Origin of the sequence: Citrobacter gillenii (genome assembly GCF_013337685.1) — a bacterium.
Taxonomy (GTDB): domain Bacteria; phylum Pseudomonadota; class Gammaproteobacteria; order Enterobacterales; family Enterobacteriaceae; genus Citrobacter; species Citrobacter gillenii.
The window spans coordinates 166,873-188,816 of the sequence record NZ_SUQN01000005.1 but is presented as its reverse complement, the minus strand read 5'-3'; the positions used below and the strand labels follow the sequence as shown (position 1 = coordinate 188,816).

At 54.2% G+C, this 21,944-nt stretch carries 20 protein-coding genes; 5 read left to right on the top strand and 15 right to left on the bottom strand.

Annotated elements, in window-relative coordinates:
• Window positions 1–149 precede the first annotated feature (149 nt).
• The 3 genes from FCH32_RS13050 (at window position 150) to ldtC (ending at window position 5,896) form a co-directional block, all read left to right on the top strand.
• On the top strand, window positions 150–1,214 hold the full coding sequence (locus FCH32_RS13050; protein WP_174361024.1) for an acyltransferase family protein: 1,065 nt from the start codon (window positions 150–152) through the stop codon (window positions 1,212–1,214).
• 117 nt (window positions 1,215–1,331) lie between these two features.
• A complete protein-coding gene (gene mfd, locus FCH32_RS13045) occupies window positions 1,332–4,778 on the top strand; it encodes a transcription-repair coupling factor (protein ID WP_115258743.1) in 3,447 nt (1,148 codons plus the stop codon).
• Between the two features lie 152 nt (window positions 4,779–4,930).
• Window positions 4,931–5,896 carry a L,D-transpeptidase LdtC gene (ldtC, locus tag FCH32_RS13040; protein ID WP_096757415.1) on the top strand — a complete coding sequence of 322 codons (966 nt, stop codon included), beginning with the start codon at window positions 4,931–4,933 and terminating at the stop codon, window positions 5,894–5,896.
• An 87-nt stretch (window positions 5,897–5,983) separates the two neighbouring features.
• Here the strand turns inward: ldtC and bhsA are convergent, their stop codons facing one another.
• Window positions 5,984–6,241: a multiple stress resistance protein BhsA gene (gene bhsA / locus FCH32_RS13035; RefSeq protein ID WP_096759426.1), complete on the bottom strand. Its 258-nt coding sequence runs from the start codon at window positions 6,239–6,241 to the stop codon at window positions 5,984–5,986.
• A gap of 242 nt (window positions 6,242–6,483) precedes the next feature.
• Between bhsA and comR the strand changes: the two genes are divergently transcribed.
• Window positions 6,484–7,137, top strand: coding sequence for a TetR family copper-responsive transcriptional repressor ComR (gene comR, locus FCH32_RS13030; RefSeq protein WP_153879771.1), 654 nt, complete (start codon window positions 6,484–6,486; stop codon window positions 7,135–7,137).
• Window positions 7,138–7,218: 81 nt separating this feature from the next.
• On the opposite strand, the gene FCH32_RS13025 is transcribed toward comR, so the two are convergent.
• From FCH32_RS13025 to hinT, 8 genes are all read right to left on the bottom strand, one after another.
• Entirely contained in the window at window positions 7,219–7,758 is a 540-nt protein-coding gene (locus tag FCH32_RS13025) for a glycine zipper 2TM domain-containing protein (protein ID WP_096757417.1), read from the bottom strand.
• Window positions 7,759–7,926: 168 nt separating this feature from the next.
• Window positions 7,927–9,231, bottom strand: coding sequence for an NADH-quinone dehydrogenase (ndh, locus tag FCH32_RS13020; protein WP_117341953.1), 1,305 nt, complete (start codon window positions 9,229–9,231; stop codon window positions 7,927–7,929).
• Window positions 9,232–9,469: 238 nt separating this feature from the next.
• The gene (gene ycfP, locus FCH32_RS13015; protein ID WP_115258746.1) at window positions 9,470–10,012 is read right to left on the bottom strand and encodes an alpha/beta hydrolase YcfP; all 543 of its coding nucleotides are present in this window, start codon (window positions 10,010–10,012) and stop codon (window positions 9,470–9,472) included.
• Between the two features lie 20 nt (window positions 10,013–10,032).
• Complete coding sequence (gene nagZ, locus FCH32_RS13010) at window positions 10,033–11,058, bottom strand: beta-N-acetylhexosaminidase (RefSeq protein ID WP_096757420.1); 1,026 nt, start codon at window positions 11,056–11,058, stop codon at window positions 10,033–10,035.
• A gap of 10 nt (window positions 11,059–11,068) precedes the next feature.
• Window positions 11,069–11,893 carry a thiamine kinase gene (gene thiK / locus FCH32_RS13005; protein WP_174361023.1) on the bottom strand — a complete coding sequence of 275 codons (825 nt, stop codon included), beginning with the start codon at window positions 11,891–11,893 and terminating at the stop codon, window positions 11,069–11,071.
• Window positions 11,874–12,515, bottom strand: coding sequence for a penicillin-binding protein activator LpoB (gene lpoB, locus FCH32_RS13000; protein ID WP_096757422.1), 642 nt, complete (start codon window positions 12,513–12,515; stop codon window positions 11,874–11,876). The genes thiK and lpoB overlap by 20 nt, the downstream gene beginning before the upstream one ends.
• Window positions 12,516–12,528: 13 nt before the next feature.
• Window positions 12,529–12,903 carry a YcfL family putative periplasmic lipoprotein gene (locus tag FCH32_RS12995; protein ID WP_096757423.1) on the bottom strand — a complete coding sequence of 125 codons (375 nt, stop codon included), beginning with the start codon at window positions 12,901–12,903 and terminating at the stop codon, window positions 12,529–12,531.
• 2 nt (window positions 12,904–12,905) lie between these two features.
• Window positions 12,906–13,265 carry a purine nucleoside phosphoramidase gene (gene hinT, locus FCH32_RS12990; protein WP_096759427.1) on the bottom strand — a complete coding sequence of 120 codons (360 nt, stop codon included), beginning with the start codon at window positions 13,263–13,265 and terminating at the stop codon, window positions 12,906–12,908.
• A gap of 350 nt (window positions 13,266–13,615) precedes the next feature.
• Here hinT and fhuE point away from each other — a divergent pair, with 350 nt between their 5' ends.
• Complete coding sequence (fhuE, locus tag FCH32_RS12985; RefSeq protein ID WP_153879768.1) at window positions 13,616–15,805, top strand: ferric-rhodotorulic acid/ferric-coprogen receptor FhuE; 2,190 nt, start codon at window positions 13,616–13,618, stop codon at window positions 15,803–15,805.
• A gap of 69 nt (window positions 15,806–15,874) precedes the next feature.
• Here the strand turns inward: fhuE and paaY are convergent, their stop codons facing one another.
• From paaY to FCH32_RS12955, 6 genes are all read right to left on the bottom strand, one after another.
• Window positions 15,875–16,471: a phenylacetic acid degradation protein PaaY gene (gene paaY, locus FCH32_RS12980; protein WP_117341948.1), complete on the bottom strand. Its 597-nt coding sequence runs from the start codon at window positions 16,469–16,471 to the stop codon at window positions 15,875–15,877.
• An 11-nt stretch (window positions 16,472–16,482) separates the two neighbouring features.
• Window positions 16,483–17,409 carry a phenylacetic acid degradation operon negative regulatory protein PaaX gene (gene paaX, locus FCH32_RS12975; protein WP_161959003.1) on the bottom strand — a complete coding sequence of 309 codons (927 nt, stop codon included), beginning with the start codon at window positions 17,407–17,409 and terminating at the stop codon, window positions 16,483–16,485.
• Window positions 17,410–17,566: 157 nt separating this feature from the next.
• Window positions 17,567–18,877 carry a phenylacetate--CoA ligase PaaK gene (paaK, locus tag FCH32_RS12970; protein WP_174361022.1) on the bottom strand — a complete coding sequence of 437 codons (1,311 nt, stop codon included), beginning with the start codon at window positions 18,875–18,877 and terminating at the stop codon, window positions 17,567–17,569.
• Window positions 18,878–18,905: 28 nt separating this feature from the next.
• Window positions 18,906–20,111: a 3-oxoadipyl-CoA thiolase gene (gene pcaF, locus FCH32_RS12965; RefSeq protein ID WP_174361021.1), complete on the bottom strand. Its 1,206-nt coding sequence runs from the start codon at window positions 20,109–20,111 to the stop codon at window positions 18,906–18,908.
• Entirely contained in the window at window positions 20,111–20,533 is a 423-nt protein-coding gene (gene paaI / locus FCH32_RS12960) for a hydroxyphenylacetyl-CoA thioesterase PaaI (RefSeq protein WP_174361020.1), read from the bottom strand. The genes pcaF and paaI overlap by 1 nt, the downstream gene beginning before the upstream one ends.
• Window positions 20,526–21,944 (bottom strand): 3-hydroxyacyl-CoA dehydrogenase, encoded by a 1,419-nt coding sequence (locus FCH32_RS12955; protein ID WP_174361019.1) that lies wholly within the window; start codon window positions 21,942–21,944, stop codon window positions 20,526–20,528. Before FCH32_RS12955 ends, paaI begins: the two co-directional genes overlap by 8 nt.

The following is a 21,944-nucleotide window of genomic DNA, read 5'->3' as shown; positions in this document are numbered from 1 at the left end:
TCAATTCGCTAAAGTGAACCACCTGCTCATCAAGCCTAATACCTGATCTTTATCTGAAAAAACAAAAATGCAGACGGTTACGCATTACAGCGACGCCTGCCATCCGCAGGATAGCAGGTCATGTTTAACACTACGGATACGTCGACGTAATGATAAAAAAAGAGCTATGGATTAACCAAATCAAAGGGTTATGTATTTGCCTGGTGGTCATTTACCATTCCGTGATTACCTTTTACCCCCATCTCACCAGTTTTCAGCATCCGCTGTCAGAACTGCTGACCAAGTGCTGGATTTACCTCAATCTTTACCTGGCTCCGTTTCGCATGCCGGTGTTTTTCTTTATTTCGGGATATCTGATCCGTCGATACATCGATGGCGTGGGCTGGACGACCTGCGTAGATAAACGGATCTGGAATATTGCCTGGGTACTGCTGCTGTGGGGAATGGTGCAATGGCTGGCACTCACCATGCTCAATCACTGGCTGGCACCAGAGCGCGATCTGAGCCAGGCCGCCAACGCCGCGTATGCCGGTTCCGTCGGCGACTTTTCCTGGGGCATGCTGACCGCCAGCACCAGCTTATGGTATCTGTATGCGCTGATCGTCTACTTCATTCTGTGCAAACTGTTCAGCCGCTGGGCGCTGCCGCTGCTGGCTCTGTTCGTATTGCTCAGTGTGGCGGTCAATTTTTTTCCGACGCCGTGGTGGGGAATGAATAGCGTGATACGTAATCTGGCGTATTACAGTCTCGGGGCATGGTTTGGCAGCACGCTGATGTCAGGGATTAAAGAGGTTCCGCTGCGCCGCCACCCGATCCTGTTCTCGTTGACGATGATTCTGGCGGTCATCGCATGGCTGGCCAACGTTTCGCTGCTGCTTTCATTGGTTTCCATTGTGCTGATCATGAAGCTGTTTTATCAGTTCGAGCAACGCTTCGGTATGCGTGCGGCCAGCCCATTAAGCGTGATCGGCTCTAACACAATCGCCATCTACACAACCCACCGAATTTTGGTCGAACTGTTCAGCTTAACGCTGATTCCCGTCATCAATCATGCTAAATGGTCTGCGCATGCAGAACTGGCCCTGCTGCTGATTTATCCGTTTGTCTGTTTGCTGCTGTGTACTTTGTTTGGCCTGCTGGTACGCAAAATTTCACAAAAAACCGTTGCCGACCTGCTGTTTTCCCCACCCTCTTTATCGGCCGCCTCGCGCTAACCTTAACGCGCTTTTTGCCCCCATCAGGGGGCGAATCAATTTGCTTATGAGAAACGTTTGCGGATAATAAGAACATTGCTTATCAGACGTATATCTAAACGAGATCCTGACAACCTAATGCCTGAACAACATCGTTACACGCTCCCGGCGAAAGCTGGCGATCAGCGCCAGTTAGGTGAACTTACCGGTGCCGCCTGTGCCACGCTGGTGGCAGACATTGCCGAACACCACGCCGGCCCCGTGGTACTCATCGCACCTGACATGCAAAATGCCCTGCGCCTGCATGACGAAATTCGCCAGTTTACTGACCAGATGGTGATGAACCTCGCGGACTGGGAAACGCTCCCGTACGACAGTTTTTCGCCGCATCAGGAAATCATCTCCTCGCGGCTCTCCACGCTATATCAACTGCCGTCCATGCAGCGCGGCGTGCTGATCGTACCGGTCAACACGCTGATGCAACGCGTGTGTCCGCACAGCTATCTGCACGGTCACGCGCTGGTGATGAAAAAAGGTCAGCGTTTATCGCGTGACGCGCTGCGTGAACAGCTGGAAAGTGCCGGTTATCGCCACGTTGATCAAGTTATGGAACACGGTGAATATGCCACGCGCGGTGCACTGCTAGATCTATTCCCGATGGGCAGCGAGTTTCCCTATCGTCTTGATTTTTTTGATGATGAAATTGACAGCTTGCGTCTGTTTGATACCGATACCCAGCGCACGCTGGAAGAAGTCGACGCCATTAATCTGCTGCCCGCGCACGAATTCCCCACCGATAAAACAGCTATCGAACTGTTTCGCAGCCAGTGGCGCGACACCTTTGAGGTGAAACGCGACGCGGAACATATTTATCAGCAGGTCAGTAAAGGTACGCTTCCTGCCGGGATCGAATACTGGCAGCCGCTGTTTTTCAGCGAGCCGTTGCCGCCGCTATTCAGCTACTTCCCGGCCAATACGCTGCTGGTGAATACCGGCGATCTAGAAACCAGCGCCGAGCGCTTTCAGGCCGACACGCTGTCGCGCTTTGAGAATCGGGGTGTTGACCCGATGCGTCCACTTCTGCCGCCGGAATCACTGTGGCTGCGGGTGGATGAGCTGTTCTCTGAACTTAAACGCTGGCCCCGCGTTCAGCTGAAAACCGAGAGCCTGCCGAAAAAAGCGGCGAATACCAACCTCGGGTTCCAGAAGCTGCCAGACCTGGCCGTCCAGGCGCAGCAAAAAGCGCCGTTGGATGCATTACGTAAGTTCCTTGAAGCTTTTACCGGTCCGGTGATTTTCTCGGTAGAAAGTGAAGGCCGTCGTGAAGCTCTCGGTGAACTGCTCGCCCGTATCAAGATTGCGCCGAAGCGCATTTTGCGCCTCGATGAAGCGGTCGATGCAGGTCGTTATCTGATGATTGGCTCGGCGGAACACGGGTTTATTGATAGCAAACGTAATCTGGCGCTGATCTGCGAAAGCGATCTCCTCGGCGAGCGCGTGGCGCGCCGTCGTCAGGATTCGCGTCGCACCATCAACCCCGATACCTTAATCCGCAACCTGGCGGAGTTGCACCCCGGTCAGCCGGTGGTGCATCTGGAGCACGGCGTGGGGCGCTACGCCGGCATGACCACGCTGGAAGCAGGCGGTATCACCGCTGAATACCTGATGCTCACCTACGCCAACGACGCCAAACTGTATGTACCCGTGTCGTCATTACATTTAATCAGCCGTTACGCCGGTGGTGCAGAAGAAAATGCGCCGCTGCATAAACTCGGCGGTGACGCCTGGTCACGTGCGCGGCAGAAAGCCGCCGAGAAAGTGCGCGATGTGGCAGCAGAGCTGTTGGACATCTACGCCCAGCGTGCGGCGAAAGAAGGCTTTGCCTTTAAGCATGACCGCGAACAGTACCAGCTGTTTTGCGACAGCTTCCCGTTTGAAACCACCCCCGATCAGGCGCAGGCCATTAACGCGGTACTCAGCGATATGTGTCAGCCGCTGGCGATGGATCGACTAGTCTGCGGCGACGTTGGCTTCGGTAAAACCGAAGTAGCGATGCGCGCCGCCTTCCTCGCCGTCGAGAACCACAAACAGGTCGCCGTACTTGTACCGACCACCCTGCTTGCTCAGCAGCACTTCGACAACTTCCGTGACCGCTTTGCCAACTGGCCGGTACGCATTGAGATGTTGTCGCGTTTTCGTAGCGCCAAAGAGCAAGCGCAGATCCTGGAGCAGGTCGCTGAAGGTAAAATCGATATTCTTATCGGTACCCACAAACTGCTACAAAGCGATGTGAAGCTAAAAGATTTAGGTCTGCTGATCGTCGATGAAGAGCACCGCTTCGGCGTGCGGCATAAAGAGCGAATCAAAGCGATGCGCGCTGACGTGGATATTCTGACGCTAACCGCAACGCCGATCCCTCGCACGCTGAATATGGCGATGAGCGGTATGCGCGATCTGTCGATCATTGCCACGCCGCCCGCCCGCCGTCTGGCGGTCAAAACCTTTGTACGCGAGTATGACAATCTGGTGGTACGCGAAGCCATTCTGCGTGAAGTGCTGCGTGGTGGTCAGGTCTATTATCTGTTCAACGACGTTGAGAACATCCAGAAAACTGCCGACAGGCTGGCAGAACTGGTGCCGGAAGCGCGTATTGCCATCGGGCATGGACAGATGCGCGAGCGCGAGCTGGAACGCGTGATGAACGATTTCCACCACCAGCGATTTAACGTGCTGGTGTGTACCACCATTATCGAAACCGGGATCGACATTCCGACTGCCAACACGATTATCATCGAACGTGCGGACCACTTCGGTCTGGCGCAGCTGCATCAGCTACGTGGTCGCGTGGGACGCTCGCATCACCAGGCCTACGCCTGGCTGCTGACACCGCACCCGAAAGCCATGACCACCGACGCACAAAAACGCCTCGAAGCCATTGCCTCACTGGAAGATTTGGGTGCAGGTTTTGCGTTGGCGACCCACGACCTCGAGATTCGCGGGGCAGGCGAACTGCTGGGTGAAGACCAGAGCGGCTCAATGGAAACCATCGGTTTCTCGCTGTATATGGAGCTGCTGGAGAACGCGGTGGATGCGCTCAAAGAAGGGCGTGAGCCGTCGCTGGAAGATCTCACCAGTCAACAAACCGAAGTGGAACTGCGCATGCCGTCGCTGTTGCCGGATGATTTCATTCCCGATGTGAACACGCGACTGTCATTCTATAAACGCATTGCCAGTGCAAAGGGTGAAAATGAACTGGAAGAGATCAAGGTCGAGCTAATCGACCGCTTTGGCCTGCTGCCCGATCCTGCCCGCACGCTGCTGGATATTGCCCGTCTGCGCCAGCAGGCGCAAAAGCTGGGTATCAGAAAGCTCGAGGGTAATGAAAAAGGCGGTACCATTGAATTTGCAGAGAAAAACCACGTCAACCCAGTGTGGCTGATCGGTTTGCTGCAAAAACAACCACAGCACTTCCGCCTGGACGGTCCCACGCGCCTGAAGTTTATTCAGGACCTTGCTGACCGTAAAACGCGTATGGAGTGGGTGCGTCAGTTTATGCGCCAACTGGAAGAAAACGCCGTAGCATAGCCATCAGGCCGGGTGCAGTTCACCGTACGCACCCGGCCAGTTGAATTTACAAACTCTTTGCACTTCCCTGCACTTCCCGACACAGCAAACCGCCATAATTCCTGTTTACTTTTACATGATAAAAACCACGTAAAAACAATGGACTTATGGCAATGTTAAACAATAAGCAATTCTCTCGCTGGCTGACGTATTTTACGCTTGCCGCGTCTCTTGCGCTGGCGCTTCCGGCCCAGGCGAACACCTGGCCGCTGCCTCCGCCAGGAAGCAGACTGGTGGGTGAAAATACCGTACACGTTGTCGAAGATAACGGCGGTTCACTGGAAGCCATTGCGAAAAAGTACAATGTGGGTTTTTTAGCGCTGCTACAGGCTAACCCTGGCGTCGACCCTTTCGTGCCAAGAGCCGGTAGCGTATTAACCATTCCGCTGCAAACCCTGCTACCGGATGCCCCGCGCGAAGGGATTGTGATTAATCTTGCTGAGTTGCGTCTGTACTATTATCACCCAGGTAAAAATTCGGTGACCGTGTATCCGATTGGTATTGGTCAACTGGGCGGAGATACCCTGACCCCCACCATGGTAACCAGTATCTCTGATAAACGTGCCAACCCGACCTGGACCCCAACGGCCAATATCCGCGCCCGTTACAAAGCCAATGGTATCGACCTGCCTGCCGTCGTCCCTGCGGGTCCGGAAAACCCGATGGGTCATCATGCCATCCGCCTGGCGGCTTACGGTGGAGTCTATTTACTTCATGGTACCAACGCTGATTTTGGTATCGGTATGCGCGTCAGCTCTGGCTGTATTCGCCTGCGCGACGGTGATATTGAAACCTTATTCCGTCAGGTTACGCCAGGTACCAAGGTCAATATTATCAACACGCCAATCAAAGCCTCTGTTGAACCCAACGGCGTGCGCCTCGTAGAAGTGCATCAGCCGCTGTCGGAAAATATTGATGACGATCCGCAGGTGCTGCCGATCGTACTGAACGCGTCGATGAAGACGTTTAAGAATGCAGCACAAACGGATGCCTCCGTCATGGAACACGCTATGGAACTGCGTTCCGGGATGCCGGTAGACGTAACGCGTCATCACGACGTCAGTCAGCAGTCACTGTAAACAGTTGCCCATAAAAAAACCCCGCTGGATGTTTTTCCGCGGGGGTTTTTTTAGTTAACTCGCAGTGGCATTGCGATGGGTTAAAACTTATTTGTAGATTACCGCTGTACCATGAAGCGTGTTAGGACCGGTCACAGAGGTAATACGGAACGATTTCGCCCCCATTTCATCTGCTTTCTGCGCCAGTTGATCTTCCAGAGAACCTAAGTTAGTCCCCGCATTCGCAGAGATGATCCCTACCTTCTGTTGGCCTTCAGGCGTGGCCTGAACTTCTACAGCGGCAAAGCTGGCAAATGAAAGTGAGCTCAGAACCGTAGCAAGTAGCAGCGTTTTTACGTTTTTCATAATAGTGACCTTATGCAGATGAATGTCTGTCGAAAAGATTAACTTAACGATCGATAGGGAAATCATAGATGTGATCCAGGTCACACGTCAATGTTTTTTTATAACGATCGTTATATAAAATGCAAAGGTCTTATTTTTCATATCAATAGAAACAAATTATTTTTATCGTGAATACACTGGAGAGTGTGGGCAAATATTTTTATAATGATTGTTCAATAAACCCAACCAGGTACGACGGCACCATGACAACTGAAACGACAGGTTGTGCAAAAAAAAGCCGTGGCCGACCAAAAGTGTTCGACAGGGAAGCCGCGCTTGATAAGGCCATGACACTCTTCTGGCAGCACGGATATGAAGCGACCTCGCTCGCCGATCTCGTGGAAGCAACCGGTGCCAAAGCGCCCACGCTGTACGCGGAATTCACCAATAAGGAAGGGTTATTTCGTGCCGTGCTGGACCGCTACATCACCTGCTTCGCTGCCAAGCACGAAGCCCAACTCTTTTGCGAAGAAAAAAGCCTCACCTGTGCGCTGGAAGACTACTTCACGGCAATCGCCACCTGCTTCACTAGCAAAGACACCCCGGCAGGATGTTTTATGATTAATACCTCCGCAACGCTTGCCGCCTCTTCTCGCGATATTGCGCACACGGTGAAATCCCGCCATGCCATGCAGGAGCAAACGCTGACCCAGTTTCTTCGCCAGCGCCAGCAACATGGCGAAATTCCGGCACACTGCGATCCGCAGAAACTGGCCGAATTTCTGAACTGTATTTTACAAGGTATGTCGATCAGCGCCCGCGAAGGGGCAACTTTTGAGAAACTGATGCAGATATCCCGGACCACGCTGCGTCTGTGGCCTGAACTGCTGAAAGAAGAAACCGCGCCTCTGGCCTGAACTCCGCATTAACCTTCTGATAAAAAAAGCCCCCCAGCCTGAGCGAATGGGGGGCTAATTAATGTACAGAGCAAGACTATTTTACGCGTTGTTATTCAGCACCAACTGGCCGTTGTTATCCAGTGGGATTTGCGAGCCAGGGTCTTTATCCATGCGGATTTTGCCCTGCTGATCGCCAATTTTGTAGGTCACGTCGTAACCCAGCATTTTTTCCGATTTGTCATACACTGTTTTACAGCGCTGCTGCGTACTGGTGTAAGTATCGTTTTCCTGCATCGAACCCTGGATCTGGTTACCGGCATAACCGCCACCTAATGCCCCTGCAACGGTGGCAATATCTTTACCGCGTCCGCCACCAAACTGATGACCGATAACCCCACCCGCAACAGCGCCCAGCACTGAACCCGCAATACGATTTTCATCCTGCACCGGTTTACGGTGGGTAACCGTCACGTTACGGCATTCCTGACGCGGCGTTTTTACCGTTTCTTTAATCGGGGTCGCAGAGACAACATGTGCATATTGTGGGCCACGCTCAAACACGTTAAGACTGGCCACCGCTGCCACACCCAGCGCAGCAGCTACGCCAATCCCTATACCCGCCAACATTGATTTATTCACGGGACTTCCTCCTTTTTTGCTATTAGCAACAACTTTGCAACAGCAGATGAAAAATGCCAATCAGATTACGGATGAAAATAGCGGAACAAGGAAGCAAAGCAGCAGGATTCAGAGAACTCTTAAGGAAGGGGCCGGATGAACAGCGTCATCCGGCATCACACATCGATATTAGTGCAGTTTCAGGCGCGGGCGAATTACACGGTTGATGCTACCCACCAGCATCATCAGGCCGGTTTTGAAATAGCCGTGCAGCGCAATCTGGTGCATACGGTACAGCGAGATGTAGACAAAGCGCGCAATGCGCCCTTCCACCATCATCGAACCGCGCGTCAGGTTGCCCATCAGGCTACCAACGGTAGAGAAGTTAGACAGTGAAACCAGCGAGCCATGATCTTTATACTGATACGCCTTCAGCGGCTTGCCGTTCATCTGCGCCAGAATGTTGCTCATTGCGCACGATGCCATCTGGTGTGCAGCCTGGGCGCGCGGCGGGACAAAGCCCCCTTCCGGACGCGCGCAGGAGGCACAGTCACCAATCGCGTACACGTCAGGGTCGCGCGACGTCTGCAGAGTCGGTTCAACCACCAGCTGATTAATACGGTTCGTTTCCAGACCGCCAATATCCTTCATAAAGTCTGGCGCTTTGATACCTGCCGCCCAGACCATCAGATCGGCTTCAATATACTCGCCGTCTTTGGTGTGCAGACCGCCTTCATCAGCGCTGGTCACCATCGTCTGCGTCAGCACACGCACGCCCAGCTTGGTCAGCTCATTATGAGCCGCGCTGGAAATACGTGGCGGCAACGCAGGCAGAATACGCTCACCGGCTTCCACCAGCGTCACGTTCAGCGCTTCGTTGGTTAACCCTTTGTAGCCGTAGCTGTGCAGCTGTTTCACCGCATTATGCAGTTCAGCCGACAGCTCAACGCCCGTCGCACCACCACCGACAATAGCGATATTCACTTTGCCGTTGGCGCCCAAATTCGCCGAATACTTCAGGAACAAGTTCAGCATTTCCTGATGGAAACGGCGAGCCTGATGCGGGTTATCAAGGAAGATGCAATGATCTTTGACGCCCGGCGTGTTGAAATCATTGGAGGTACTGCCCAACGCCATTACCAGCGTGTCATACGCCACTTTGCGCTCAGGAACCAGCAGTTCACCTTTCTCATCGCGTAGCTCAGCGATAGTAATAGTCTTCGCTTCGCGATCGATATCCATAACCGAACCCAGCTGGAATTCAAAGCCGTGGTTACGGGCATGCGCCAGATAGCTCAGTGCATCAACACCCTCATCCAGCGATCCGGTTGCCACTTCGTGCAGCAACGGTTTCCATAGATGGCTGTGATTTCTGTCTACCAGCGTGATTTTGGCCTTCTTCTTGCGCCCCAGCTTTTTACCGAGCTGCGTCGCCATTTCCAGTCCGCCAGCACCGCCGCCGACAATCACGATCCTTTTCAATGGTGTAGTCAACGTGACCCCCTTAAATTTTATTAACCAATTGTTAATTAAACGTTATAGGCATAGCCTTTAATTAACAACACGTTACGATAATGAAAATGTCCTTCGAGACTGAGAATAACACGAACGGTGCATTGGTCATACCAAATTTGATGTGCATCAAGTTTTGATGCTGAAAAGATAGACAACTGGAATTTTAAAGATAAAAAAACCAGCCCGCAGGCTGGCTTTGTTAAACGTGGGTGAGTGACTAACCTAACGTCTTAAAGGCTTTGATTCGCTGCAAATGTGGGGAGATATTTTTAAATTTATGGGTCTGATCTTCGTCCCATACAATTTCATAGTAGTGATGCAGCTCTTCGGAAGAACGCTGGCTATTCAGCGCTTCATCATGCCGTGACAGAATGACCAGACACCGGTCGCGATTCTTCTCACGGAAATTGGTCACACATTTTGTGGCAATGTCAGCGTACTCTTCCGGCCTGTCGATTTTTCCTTCCATGTTCTCATTCGGGAACAAGTTAGGGTTAAACACCACCTGGCGAATATCACACAGAAAACCAATCCTTTCTGCCCAGTAGCCGCCCAGACCCACACCGCAAATCAGTGGTCGGTCGTCGACATTAAGCTGCAACATTTTATCTACTTCTTTCAGCAGATGCTGCATATCATGTTTAGGATGCCGTGTACTGTAGCTAATCAGCCTGACATCCGGGTCAATAAACTGTAATTGCAACACTTTCTCGTGGTTGCCCGGACTGTTAGAGTCAAAACCGTGTAAATAGATAATCATCGCATCCTCGCAAACTTGCGTTAATGACCTGCTTTCTCTTCCTGCCAGCGTTCATGAAGCTGGTTGAGCTGGGCGCTGATTGTTTTCCAGCGATCCGAGTCCATCAGTTCCTGACGCGAAAATGAACCTTTATGATACAAACGTGTAACACGCTCTGCATTGATCGGCGACAGATTATCTAACACACTGACTGCCCCTTTACGATTATTGCAGACTAGGATCATATCGCAACCTGCATCCAGCGATGCCTGGCCTCGCTCTGCATAGCTCCCCATGATTGCCGCACCTTCCATCGACAGATCGTCAGAGAAAATCACACCGTCAAAACCAAGCTCCTGACGCAGGACCGTTTTTAGCCAGTGCGGTGAACCACTCGCCGGGCGGGAGTCTACTTCGCTATAAATCACATGCGCAGGCATAATCGCGTCGAGTTTGTTTTCCGTAATAAGCGCCTGGAACACCGACATATCGTTAGCGCGAATTTCAGCTTCCGGTCGCGGATCGGTGGGCGTTTCTTTGTGTGAATCCGCCGTCACTGCCCCATGTCCAGGGAAATGCTTCCCGGTGGTTTTCATGCCTGCCGCGTGCATACCGTCGATAAAGCGCGTCGCCATCGCCAGCGCTTTTAGCGGATCGGCATGATACGAACGCTCGCCAATCGCGGCACTGATATGGCCGACATCCAAAACGGGGGCAAAACTGATATCGATGTCCATCGCAATCATCTCGCTGGCCATCAGCCATCCGGCGTTTTCAGCCAGCTTTCCACCCTCTTCCAGACCGTGCAGTGCGGCAAAGGATTGTGCCGCTGGCAGGCGGGTAAAGCCTTCGCGAAAACGCTGCACGCGCCCGCCTTCTTGATCCACCGCCACCACCAGATGGTTACGTGACGCCGCGCGAATCTGACGCACTAATTCACGTAACTGTTCCGGGTCGTGGTAATTACGGGTAAAGAGGATTAAACCACCCACCAACGGGTGCGCCAAAATCTCACGCTCTTCCGCGTCCAGCTCATACCCTTCAACATCCAACATTACTGGACCCACACTGCTCTCCTTATCCTTTCATGGTTAGCTGCCGCCAGGTGTCATCGGCCAGCCTGATAAATTGTCGATCGCCAGTCTGTTGCCAGCGATACTCAAACCACCCCGCCTTCAGCATCAGTATCCAGGGTTGCCACTGTCTGATCTGCCGCCACAAAACGTTTGGGTCAATATGCGCATGGCGGGCATAGGCGTTGACCAACTCGCGATGTTGAGACTCGTCAGCGACCCACACAGCCGCCAACTCGAGGCCGATATCGCCGTCCCCGGCATACTCCCAGTCAATCAACCGCAGACCTGACACCGTATGCACAATGTTGTCGCCGTGGACATCCATATGCAAAGGCCCCAAACGCAAGGGATGAGGCTCCCGTCGTTTTCTCAGACGCTTTAGCACACGTAACCAGCGCGATGTGCGACGCGTCGGATCACAACACTGCCAGTACTGTTCCAGCAACGGTAGCAGACTCACTCGCCAGCCAAAATGGGGTTGTTGGTGAAGATGATACAGTAAGCGCGCGAGTTCGTCGGCTTCCGGTAATCTGGAATCGACCTTCCCGTGAAAATAGTCGATGGCCATCCACCCGCGCGTATAAAAACGAGGTTCAGGAGCCAGGCTGTCCGGCAGGCGTTTTAGCGCATGATAGTGGCGTAAAAAATGCGACTCTGGCGCGTCAGGATCGTGATGACGGCGCAGTACGAGGCGATGGGAATGATGTTCAATGACGCAGCTCCCGCCGCTCAAGCCAAGCTTACCAGCTGCGACGGGACGATACTGCGGGAAATAGCGCGACAACACCTCATCGCGCGTCAATGGCTTATTGTTGCTGAACGGCACCTTTACCTGACCAGATTATCTCACCCGTTTGTACCAGCATTAATTGCATTTGCAGTGATGGCGTATTGACGTTACCGGATGCGCTGGAATACAGCACATACTGGGCACCGACGTTACGGGCAATGCCAATCGCTTTGCTGCGCGTGCCTAAGCTGTCGTGCGGTGATAAACCGAGTTGCTGCTTCGCTATCGCCAGTTGCTGTGCCGAAACCAGGGTAAATTTCCCGTTATTCGCCAGCGCATTGCGCAGCGTCTCGGTGGCTTCCCCTGCATTAAGTGAACCGTTAGTGCGGTTGTTCACGCTGTCGACCAGCAGAACGCCCCCGGCTTTTACGCCATCCGCCTGCAGCATTTTGCCCACCATCGGCTGCATCGCCCCGTTCCAGTCATAATGACGTACTCGCGGAGCGGGCTGCGCCGTTTGATCCTCATGTTCAATCGGACCCGGCTGCTGCGGAATGGTCGGCACTGTAGGTACAACCGGCACAGGCTGTTGCGGCTGCGCGGGCTGTTCCGGTACCGGTTTTACTTCATCTACCGGTGCAGGCTCACGTTGCGCCACACAGCCAGAGAGAAATATCGCCAGCGCAGCAACCACGGCGTAGCGATTCAATTTGATCATCAAGATTCACCTCTTACAAATAAAGATAAAGTCTAACCTTGTGCGCCCCCAGAAAATTGGCGCTGCCATACAATGTCACCGACGAACGTGCCGGAATCGTAACGCTACGTGGTGCCTCCAGAGGGTGCATTTCCAGCCCTCTGGCGTCATACCAGTAAAACCGATAATGAACGGTGACGGGTTCTTGCCTTTCGTTATAGAGTCGTGAGGATGCCGAAGGCTGAATATCAGACGTGGTTAACGCAGGTTGTTCTGCTGTTATACCCGCGGCCAGTATTGTTGATTCCATCACCAGAGACTGTTCATCACTGACCGGAATTTCGGGGTGTGAACGACAGCCAGCCAGCAACAGTAAGCCCAGCGTCAGCGCGATGCATCCTCTGGTCATTATCATAGACCTTTATGTGCAAGCATTGGCCCCAACACACGGCCCCCTAGCAGATGCATGTGGATGTGATACACCTCTTGTCCACCGTGGCGATTGGTATTCATGATCAAACGGTAGCCATCTTCGGCAATACCTTCCTGCTCGGCGATTTTGGCCGCCACGGTGATCATTCGGCCCAACGCCTGCTCATGTTCTGCCGTTACATCGTTAACGGTTGGGATCAGAACGTTGGGAATGATCAGGATATGCGTGGGTGCCTGAGGTGAAATATCACGAAACGCGGTTACCAGTTCGTCCTGATACACGATGTCTGAGGGAATTTCACGACGAATAATTTTGCTGAATATAGTTTCTTCTGCCACGACGTTTTCCTTTTTCATTAACAGCCCATGCGTTGTGCCATGCTACGCCGAGCGACTCTGCGAGTATAGAGTATGAGCGAGTTACTCACGCTCTTTCAACTTTAACCCCCGATTTTTTAAGCAAAAAGCTCCCCCTCCGCTGTTCTTATAACCATTTACCGCCGCTATTGCTCAGACATAGTACTGAAACAATATTTCATTTATCTCTGTAGCATCTGTTTACACGTTGAATATGAATGCGTATATTTCGCATTTGCATTTACATACAAATTTAATAGTTAACAACAAAAGGGTTCATCACCCGCAACGGTGATTAGAACTTAATATTAATAATTATCAAGGAATTATTGATGTCTTTCACAACATACAACCGGGATTCTCAGCGTCAACCCGCACTCGCCCCTTCCTTGCTTGCTGTCTGTATTGCCATGGCTTTTATTCCCGCTTCAGGCTTCGCCGCCAACGAAGATACGGTGATCGTTGATGGTTCAGCCACCGCAGGCTCGGCATCCGGCGAAGAACAGGATTACAGCGTGAAGTCGACGACAGCGGGCACCAAAATGCAGATGACCCAGCGCGATATACCTCAGTCGGTCACTATCGTTAGCCAGCAGCGCATGGAAGATCAGCAGTTACAGACTCTCGGTGATGTGATGGACAATACGCTCGGTATCAGTAAAAGCCAGGCTGACTCCGATCGTAACAGCTATTTTTCCCGCGGTTTTGAGATTGATAACTATATGGTCGACGGGATCCCGACCTATTTTGAATCCCGCTGGAACCTCGGCGATGCACTTTCCGACACCGCCTTGTTTGAACGCGTAGAAGTGGTGCGCGGAGCGAACGGTTTGATGACCGGAACGGGCAATCCTTCAGCCTCCATTAACATGATTCGTAAACACGCCACCAGCCGCGAGTTCACCGGTAATGTGTCGGCAGAATACGGCAGCTGGAATAAACAGCGCTATGTCACTGATTTACAGAGTCCGTTAACCGAAGATGGCAATGTGCGCGCTCGCATCGTCGCCGGATATCAGAATAACGACTCCTGGCTTGACCGCTACAACAGCGAAAAAATGTTCTTCTCCGGGATTGTCGATGCGGATCTGGGTGACACCACCAGCCTGTCTGCCGGTTATGAATACCAGCGTATTGACGTTAACAGCCCAACCTGGGGTGGCCTGCCGCGCTGGAATACCGACGGCAGCAAAAACAGCTATGACCGTTCGCGCAGCACGGCTCCGGACTGGGCCTACAATGACAAAGACATCAACAAAGTCTTTGTCACGCTGAAACAGCGTTTTGCCGATACCTGGCAGACAACCCTGAACGCTACCCACTCTGAGGTTAAGTTCGACAGCAAAACAATGTACATCGATGCCTATGTCGACAAAAACACCGGTATGCTGGTCGGCCCTTATGCTAATTATGGACCTGGCTTCGACAACGTCGGCGGCACGGGGTGGAACAGCGGCAAGCGTAAGATCGATGCGGTTGATCTGTTCGCCGACGGTGGCTACGACCTGTTTGGTCGTCAACATAACCTGATGCTCGGCGGCAGCTACAGCAAACAGAACAACCGTTATGTCAATGCCTGGGATAATGTGTATCCGAACGAAGTGGGGAATTTCAATAACTTCGACGGTAATATTCCTGAGACTAACTGGCGTCCACAATCGCTGGCCCAGGACGATACCACCCACATGAAATCGCTCTACGCGGCGACGCGTGTTTCGCTGGCCGACCCGCTGCACTTGATCCTCGGCGCGCGTTATACCAACTGGCGTATCGACACCCTGACCTACAGCATGGAAAAAAATCACACCACACCGTATGCCGGTCTGGTGTATGACATTGATGATAACTGGTCAACTTACGCCAGCTATACCTCTATCTTCCAGCCACAGAACAAACGTGACAGTTCGGGTAAATACCTCTCCCCGATCACCGGTAACAACTATGAGATGGGGTTAAAGTCGGACTGGATGAACAGTCGCCTGACCACCACCCTTGCGGTATTCCGTATCGAGCAGGATAACCTGGCACAGTCTACCGGTACGCCAATTGCCGGCAGCAATGGCGAAACGGCCTATAAGTCGAGCAATGGTACAGTCAGCAAAGGGGTTGAATTCGAAGTGAACGGTGCAATCACCGATAACTGGCAGATGACGTTTGGCGCAACGCGCTACGTTGCTGAAGATAACGAAGGCAAGGCGGTGAACCCAAACCTGCCACGTACTACGGTGAAACTGTTCACCCGTTATCGTCTGCCAGCGATACCGGAGCTGACCGTCGGCGGTGGTGTTAACTGGCAGAATCGCGTTTACAGCGATACCGTGACGCCGTACGGGACGTTCCGTGCCGAACAGGGTAGCTACGCATTGGTAGATTTATTCACCCGTTACCAGGTGACAAAAAACTTCTCCCTGCAGGGCAACCTGAACAACCTGTTCGATAAGACTTACGACACCAACATTGACGGCTCTATCGTCTATGGTGAACCGCGTAACGTCAGCGTCACCGCCAGCTATCAGTTCTGATAAGAACATTGTGCCCGGCGTTGTCACCCCGATGACAACGCCGGTAACCCGACGCCCGCTTGCCCCGAGCTAACTCGCTGATTTTGGCTTCAGATCTTCATCAAACTCCAGCCGTTTTCTGTTGGGTTCCGCTTCGGTCAGCGGTTGCACTTCAGAAAGCGTGTGCTGACAGCGTTCCACCAGTACCTGATATTCACGGGTGCCCTGCTTCTTCCACGTCAGTTCTTGCTCGGTTAGAGTGCGAATCGCTTTTGCCGGACTACCGACAATCAGATGGTTGGCGGGCATCTCAGCCCGGGCTTTCACAAACGCCGACGCACCGACAATACTGTTTTCACCAATGGTCGCCCCATCGATAATCACCGCGCTCATACCGACCAGCGCATTACGGCCAATTACGCAACCGTGCAGAATGGCACCGTGGCCGATATGCCCGTCTTCTTCCACCACAGTGTCCTGGCCCGGGAAACCGTGCATTACGCAGTTATCTTGAATATTCGCGCCATCTTTCACCACGATACGACCAAAATCGCCGCGCAGGCTAGCGTTAGGACCCACGTAAACCCCTTTGCCGAGGATCACATCGCCAATCAGTACGGCGGTTGGATGAACATAGCTTTCGTTAGGTACGACGGGGATCATTCCGTCCATCTGGTAAATCGGCATGGCTTCTCCTGTTACGCCTCGGCTAATCCACCAAAGCGTTGATAATAGAGCGGCCCCGGCGCGGGCAGTTCGCCCACTGAACTTTCGCCTTTTTCACTGACAAAAGCCTGAGCACCGGGCGCGACGCGTTGATAGATATTGATACACAACTGGCGTGCGGTCTGACCCAGCCAGTGGGCGGGCAGCAGTTCCTCTGGTAACAGCGGATCTTTCAGTACCACCCGACGATAGAAATGGATCAGCAGCAGACGGATCTGGAAGCAGCGTTCCGGCGTCAGCTCACCCGCATCGGCGTCACGCAGCAGCGGCAACAGCGGGCGGAACAATGTGATAAACGCCTCGTACATGGCGTTCTGTTCGGTCAACTGCCAGCACTCTTCCACACGCTCACGCAGCGCAGCGCGAGAAATGGCCAGCGGTGAATGTGCTTCAAATACAATCACATTTTCCGCCACACCCGCTTCGTGTAGTAGCGACTGCACATCCGCCAGCTTTTGCGACGGCGAGGCCAGCAGGCTTGGCGCAAGGACGCCGAACCCCTGCCAAATCAGCTGCTTTTTGACTTCATTAAGGGTATTTTTTTCTAGCCCTTCAGAAAGTAACAACAGCCAGGTGCCGTCCCATTCCGGGGCACTGGCGCGATAAATTTTGCTTTCGGCGCGTCGTGTCAGGCGTAACCCTTTATCGCTCAGCCGGTAGAAGCTGCGCCGGCCAATGCGCACCACGTCCAGCCACTCTTCTTTATTAAGGCGAAACAGCGCGGTGCGCACAAAGCGTTCACCAAAGCCGAGTCCTTCAAGCAATGCCGCCACGCTGCCAAGCCACACTTCGCCGCCGCGCTGGGATAAGCAGTCACCGTATAACGAAGCGATAAGCGAGGTGCCGCTAATGGGCATCGCGGTCACCGCCTGCTGAATAAAGCTGTCGAGTTTGTCCATATGATTCATTCTGTTGTTATTTATATCCTTTTTGAATCATAGCACAGGAATAATTCCGCGAAACGGCGGGAATTGGTAGGCCGGATAAGGCAACGCCGCCATCCGGCAATCTGTGCGCTTTCGCCTGATGGCGCTGCGCGTATCAGGCCTACGAGTCTTAACCGTTTGCTGCGACTTTACGCAAATCAAACACGCGGCACGCTTTGCCTTCGGAGCGTGGAATGCTGCCGCAGTTAACGATGCTGACGTCGGTAGAAATCCCAACCATCGACTTAATACGGTGACGCAGATGGTGGCAAATCTGGCAGCGCTGCTCGTGACTCAGCGCCAGACCGCTCTCTTTTAGCTCCACGCGCACGGAAAGTGAATCAAGATGCCCACGGCGATCCACTTCCAGCTGGTAATGCGGCGCCAGATGTTCAATCTTGAGGATCTCTTCTTCCAGCTGCGATGGGAAGACGTTAACGCCGCGAATAATCAGCATGTCATCGCTGCGCCCGCTGATGCGATCCATCCGGCGCATGGTGCGGGCGGTGCCCGGCAGCAGGCGCGTCAGGTCGCGGGTGCGATAGCGGATCACCGGCAGCGCTTCTTTAGTCAGGGTGGTGAACAGTAATTCACCATGCTCACCGTCGGCCAGCGGCGTGCCGTCTTCCGGGTTGACCACTTCCGGGAAGAAATGGTCTTCCCAGATAGTCGGGCCGTCGCCGGTTTCAATACATTCCATCGCCACGCCCGGTCCCATCACTTCAGACAAGCCGTAAATATCCAGCGCGGTAATGCCGAGGCGACGTTCAATTTCTGCGCGCATTCCCGCCGTCCACGGCTCGGCGCCAAACACGCCGGTACGCAGCGAGCAGCCGCGCGCGTCGCCGCCCATCTGGCGTTCGAGTTCTTCAATCAAGTTCAGGCAGTAAGACGGCGTCACCATGATCATGTCAGGCTTGAAATCACGAATCAGCTGCGCCTGTTTCTCGGTTTGCCCGCCGGAGATCGGGATCACCGTAGCCCCTAAACGTTCCGCGCCGTAATGCGCGCCCAGGCCGCCGGTAAACAGGCCGTAGCCGTAGGCAACATGGATTTTGTCTTTCGCCGTGCCGCCCGCCGCACGCAGGGAGCGCGCCACGATATTGGCCCAAGTATCGATGTCGTTTTGCGTATAGCCAACGACGGTCGGTTTGCCGGTGGTGCCGGACGACGCATGGATACGCACCACCTGCTCCATCGGCACCGCGAAGGTGTCGAACGGATAGTTATCACGCAGGTCCTGCTTGGTAGTGCAGGGAAACTTGCTTAGGTCACTCAGCTCACGGAAATCATCCGGATGAACGCCCGCCGCATCGAACTTACGGCGATACATCGGCACATTTTCATAGGCGTGTTTTAACGTCCACTTCAGACGTTCGGTTTGCAGAGCCTGTAATTCGTCACGCGATGCAGTTTCAATCGGATCTAATGTTGTTGTCATTTTGTAGGGTATCCGCAGGTCAATTAGCTCACACTCGCTCGAGGATCAGGGCGATACCCTGGCCCACGCCAATACACATCGTACACAGCGCATAGCGTCCATTGCGTCGTTCCAGTTCCAACGTTGCCGCCAGCGCTAAGCGCACGCCGCTCATTCCCAACGGGTGGCCTAAGGCGATGGCGCCACCGTTGGGATTCACGTGCTCAGCATCATCTGCCAGACCGAGCTGGCGCATCACGCCCAGCGCCTGAGCGGCAAAGGCTTCGTTCAACTCAATCACATCCATATCGTTAATATTCAGCCCGGCACGCTCCAGCACTTTACGCACTGCCGGTACCGGCCCCAGCCCCATAAACTTCGGCTCCACGCCCGCCGTCGCCATCGCTACGATGCGTGCTCGCGGCGTCAGCCCCTGCGCCTTTGCCTGTTCTGCGCTGGCAATAATCATCGCCGCCGCACCGTCGTTCACGCCGGAGGCGTTCCCGGCGGTAATTACGCCGCCTTTACGGAACGGTGTTTTCAGTGAAGAGAGTTGTTCGAGGGTGGTTTCCGCACGCGGATGTTCATCATCACGCACCGCGCTGACCACGCCCTTCTTGCCAATAATCTGCACTGGCACAATTTCCTGCGCCAGAATGCCGTCGCGCTGAGCTTGTGCCGTGCGCTGCTGGCTGCGATAAGCAAAGGCGTCCTGATCTTCGCGGCTGATATTTAACAATTCAGCTACATTCTCCGCCGTTTCCGGCATGCTGTCAGTTCCAAATTGTTGCTGCATGAGCGGGTTCACAAAACGCCAGCCGATGGTGGTATCAAACATCTCCGCCTGACGCTGAAACGGCGAGGTGGCTTTGCCCATCACAAACGGCGCACGGGACATAGATTCCACACCACCGGCAATCAGCAGATCCGCATCACCGGCTTTAATCGCCCGAGCGGCAAAGCCAATCGCGTCCAGCCCGGAACCACACAATCGGTTGATGGTGGTGCCCGCCACAGAGTGCGGATAACCCGCCAGCAGCGTCGCCATATGCGCCACGTTACGGTTATCTTCCCCCGCCTGATTGGCGCAGCCGAAGATCACATCGTCGATGGCGCTGGCATCCAACTTCGGATTCCGGTTGAGTAATTCCCGCAGCGGAATGGCAGCCAGATCGTCGGCGCGCACGCCCGCCAGCGTACCGCCGTAGCGACCAATCGGGGTACGAATGCCGTCACAAATAAACGCGTCACGCATTAGACTTCTCCTGTAATGGTGCCGCCGATGCGGTGCGATTTGCCGCGAAACAGGGCCACGATTTTTTGCTGCTGGTTGATAATTTCAATGTCGTAAACGCCGGTCAGCTTGCCCTGCTGCTTCACCCGCGCAGTGGCGGTCAGCAGTTCACCAACAAAGGCCGGACGCAGGAAATCGATACTGGCGGCAGACGCCACCGCCGCCAGCCCCTGGCTGTTGCAGGCGTAGGCGAATGCGGTATCAGCCAGCGAAAACAGCTGTCCGCCGTGGCAGGTTTGATGGCCGTTCAGCATGTTCGGTGATACCGTCATGGTCATCTGCGCGTAGCCTTCGTCCATTTCGATAATCTTGATACCCAGCGTTTTGGCGCAGGTATCGTTCTCGTACATGGCGCGCGCGTTGCGCCAGGCTTCATTACTCATGACGCATCTCCAGTAGCGCTTTTTCGCGCAGCAGCGCACTCGGGCGATAGCGTTCTTCGCCGTAATGCTGTTGCAGGTTCTCCAGCAGACGCAGGACGCGCCCCCAGCCCAGTGATTCACCCCAGCCAATCGGGCCGCGCGGGTAGTTAACGCCCAGTCGCATGGCGGTATCGATATCCTCGGCGCTGGCAACGCCTTTTTGCAGCGCGTCCAGCGCTTCGTTCGCCAGCATCGCCACCGTGCGCCACACCAGCAGACCGGGGTAGTCGGCAATGCGCAGCACTTTTTTGCCCTGCTGCTGGAAGAAATAAACCGCTTTATCGGTGGCGGCTTGAGAATTGGTGGCGGCACTCGCCAGCACCACCGTGCCGCCCGCCGCGTAGTCGTACACCACCACCGGGCGGTTGTGCTGCACACTTAAGGCCAGCGCGGTTTCGCCGGTGGTTTCCAGCAGCAGCACATCGTCCAGTTCAGTGACAACGTCACGCTTAATGTTTTTTGCGCCGCATTGCGCTGGCACCGCAGCCAGCGCCAGTTCCGGCTGTGCTTCAACAGGCCAGCGATAAACACCGTGACCACTCTTCTTGCCCAGACGCCCGGCAATAGCCAGCTCCTGTTGCAGCAGCGACGGCAGAAAACGTCGGTCCTGCCAGAAAGCGTTAAAAACCGAACAGGTCACCGCAAAATTCACGTCCTGCCCGATAAGGTCGGTCAGCGCCAGCGGCCCCATCGGGAACCCGCCGCCGTCGCGCAATGCGGCGTCAATCACCTCAGGCGTCGCCACCTGCTCTTCCAGCGCCCGCCAGGCTTCGGCGTAAAACGGACGCGCCACGCGGTTGACGATAAAGCCCGGCGTTGAACGGCAGCGCACCGGCTGTTTACCCCAGGCGCTTACGCACTGGCACAGTTGCTCAACCACTTCGGCTGAGGTCGCCAGCCCGCTGACCACTTCGACCAGCTTCATCACCGGCGCAGGGTTAAAGAAATGCAGGCCGGCCACGCGCTCGGGGTGTTTGATTCCGGCGGCAATGGCGGTGATGGAAATCGACGAAGTATTGCTGGTCAGCAACGTCGACGGAGAGCAGATCTCCGCCAACTGGCTGAACAGCGCCTGTTTGATCTCCAGACGCTCGGACGCCGCTTCAATTACCAGTTGCGCATCCGCAAGCTGATTCAGTTCTGTTGCCGGCGTAATACGAGCCAGCAGCATCTGTGCTTGCTCGGCGCTGATTTTTCCACGGCTGACGCGGGAATCCAGACGTTGGGCAATACCGTCGATGGCGCGAGTAATCGCGTCGGCGGAAATGTCATACAGCAGTACCGAATGCCCGACGCTGGCAGCGACTTCAACAATGCCCGCGCCCATGGTGCCGCCGCCAATCACGGCAACGGTGTGGAGTGTTTGCGTCAT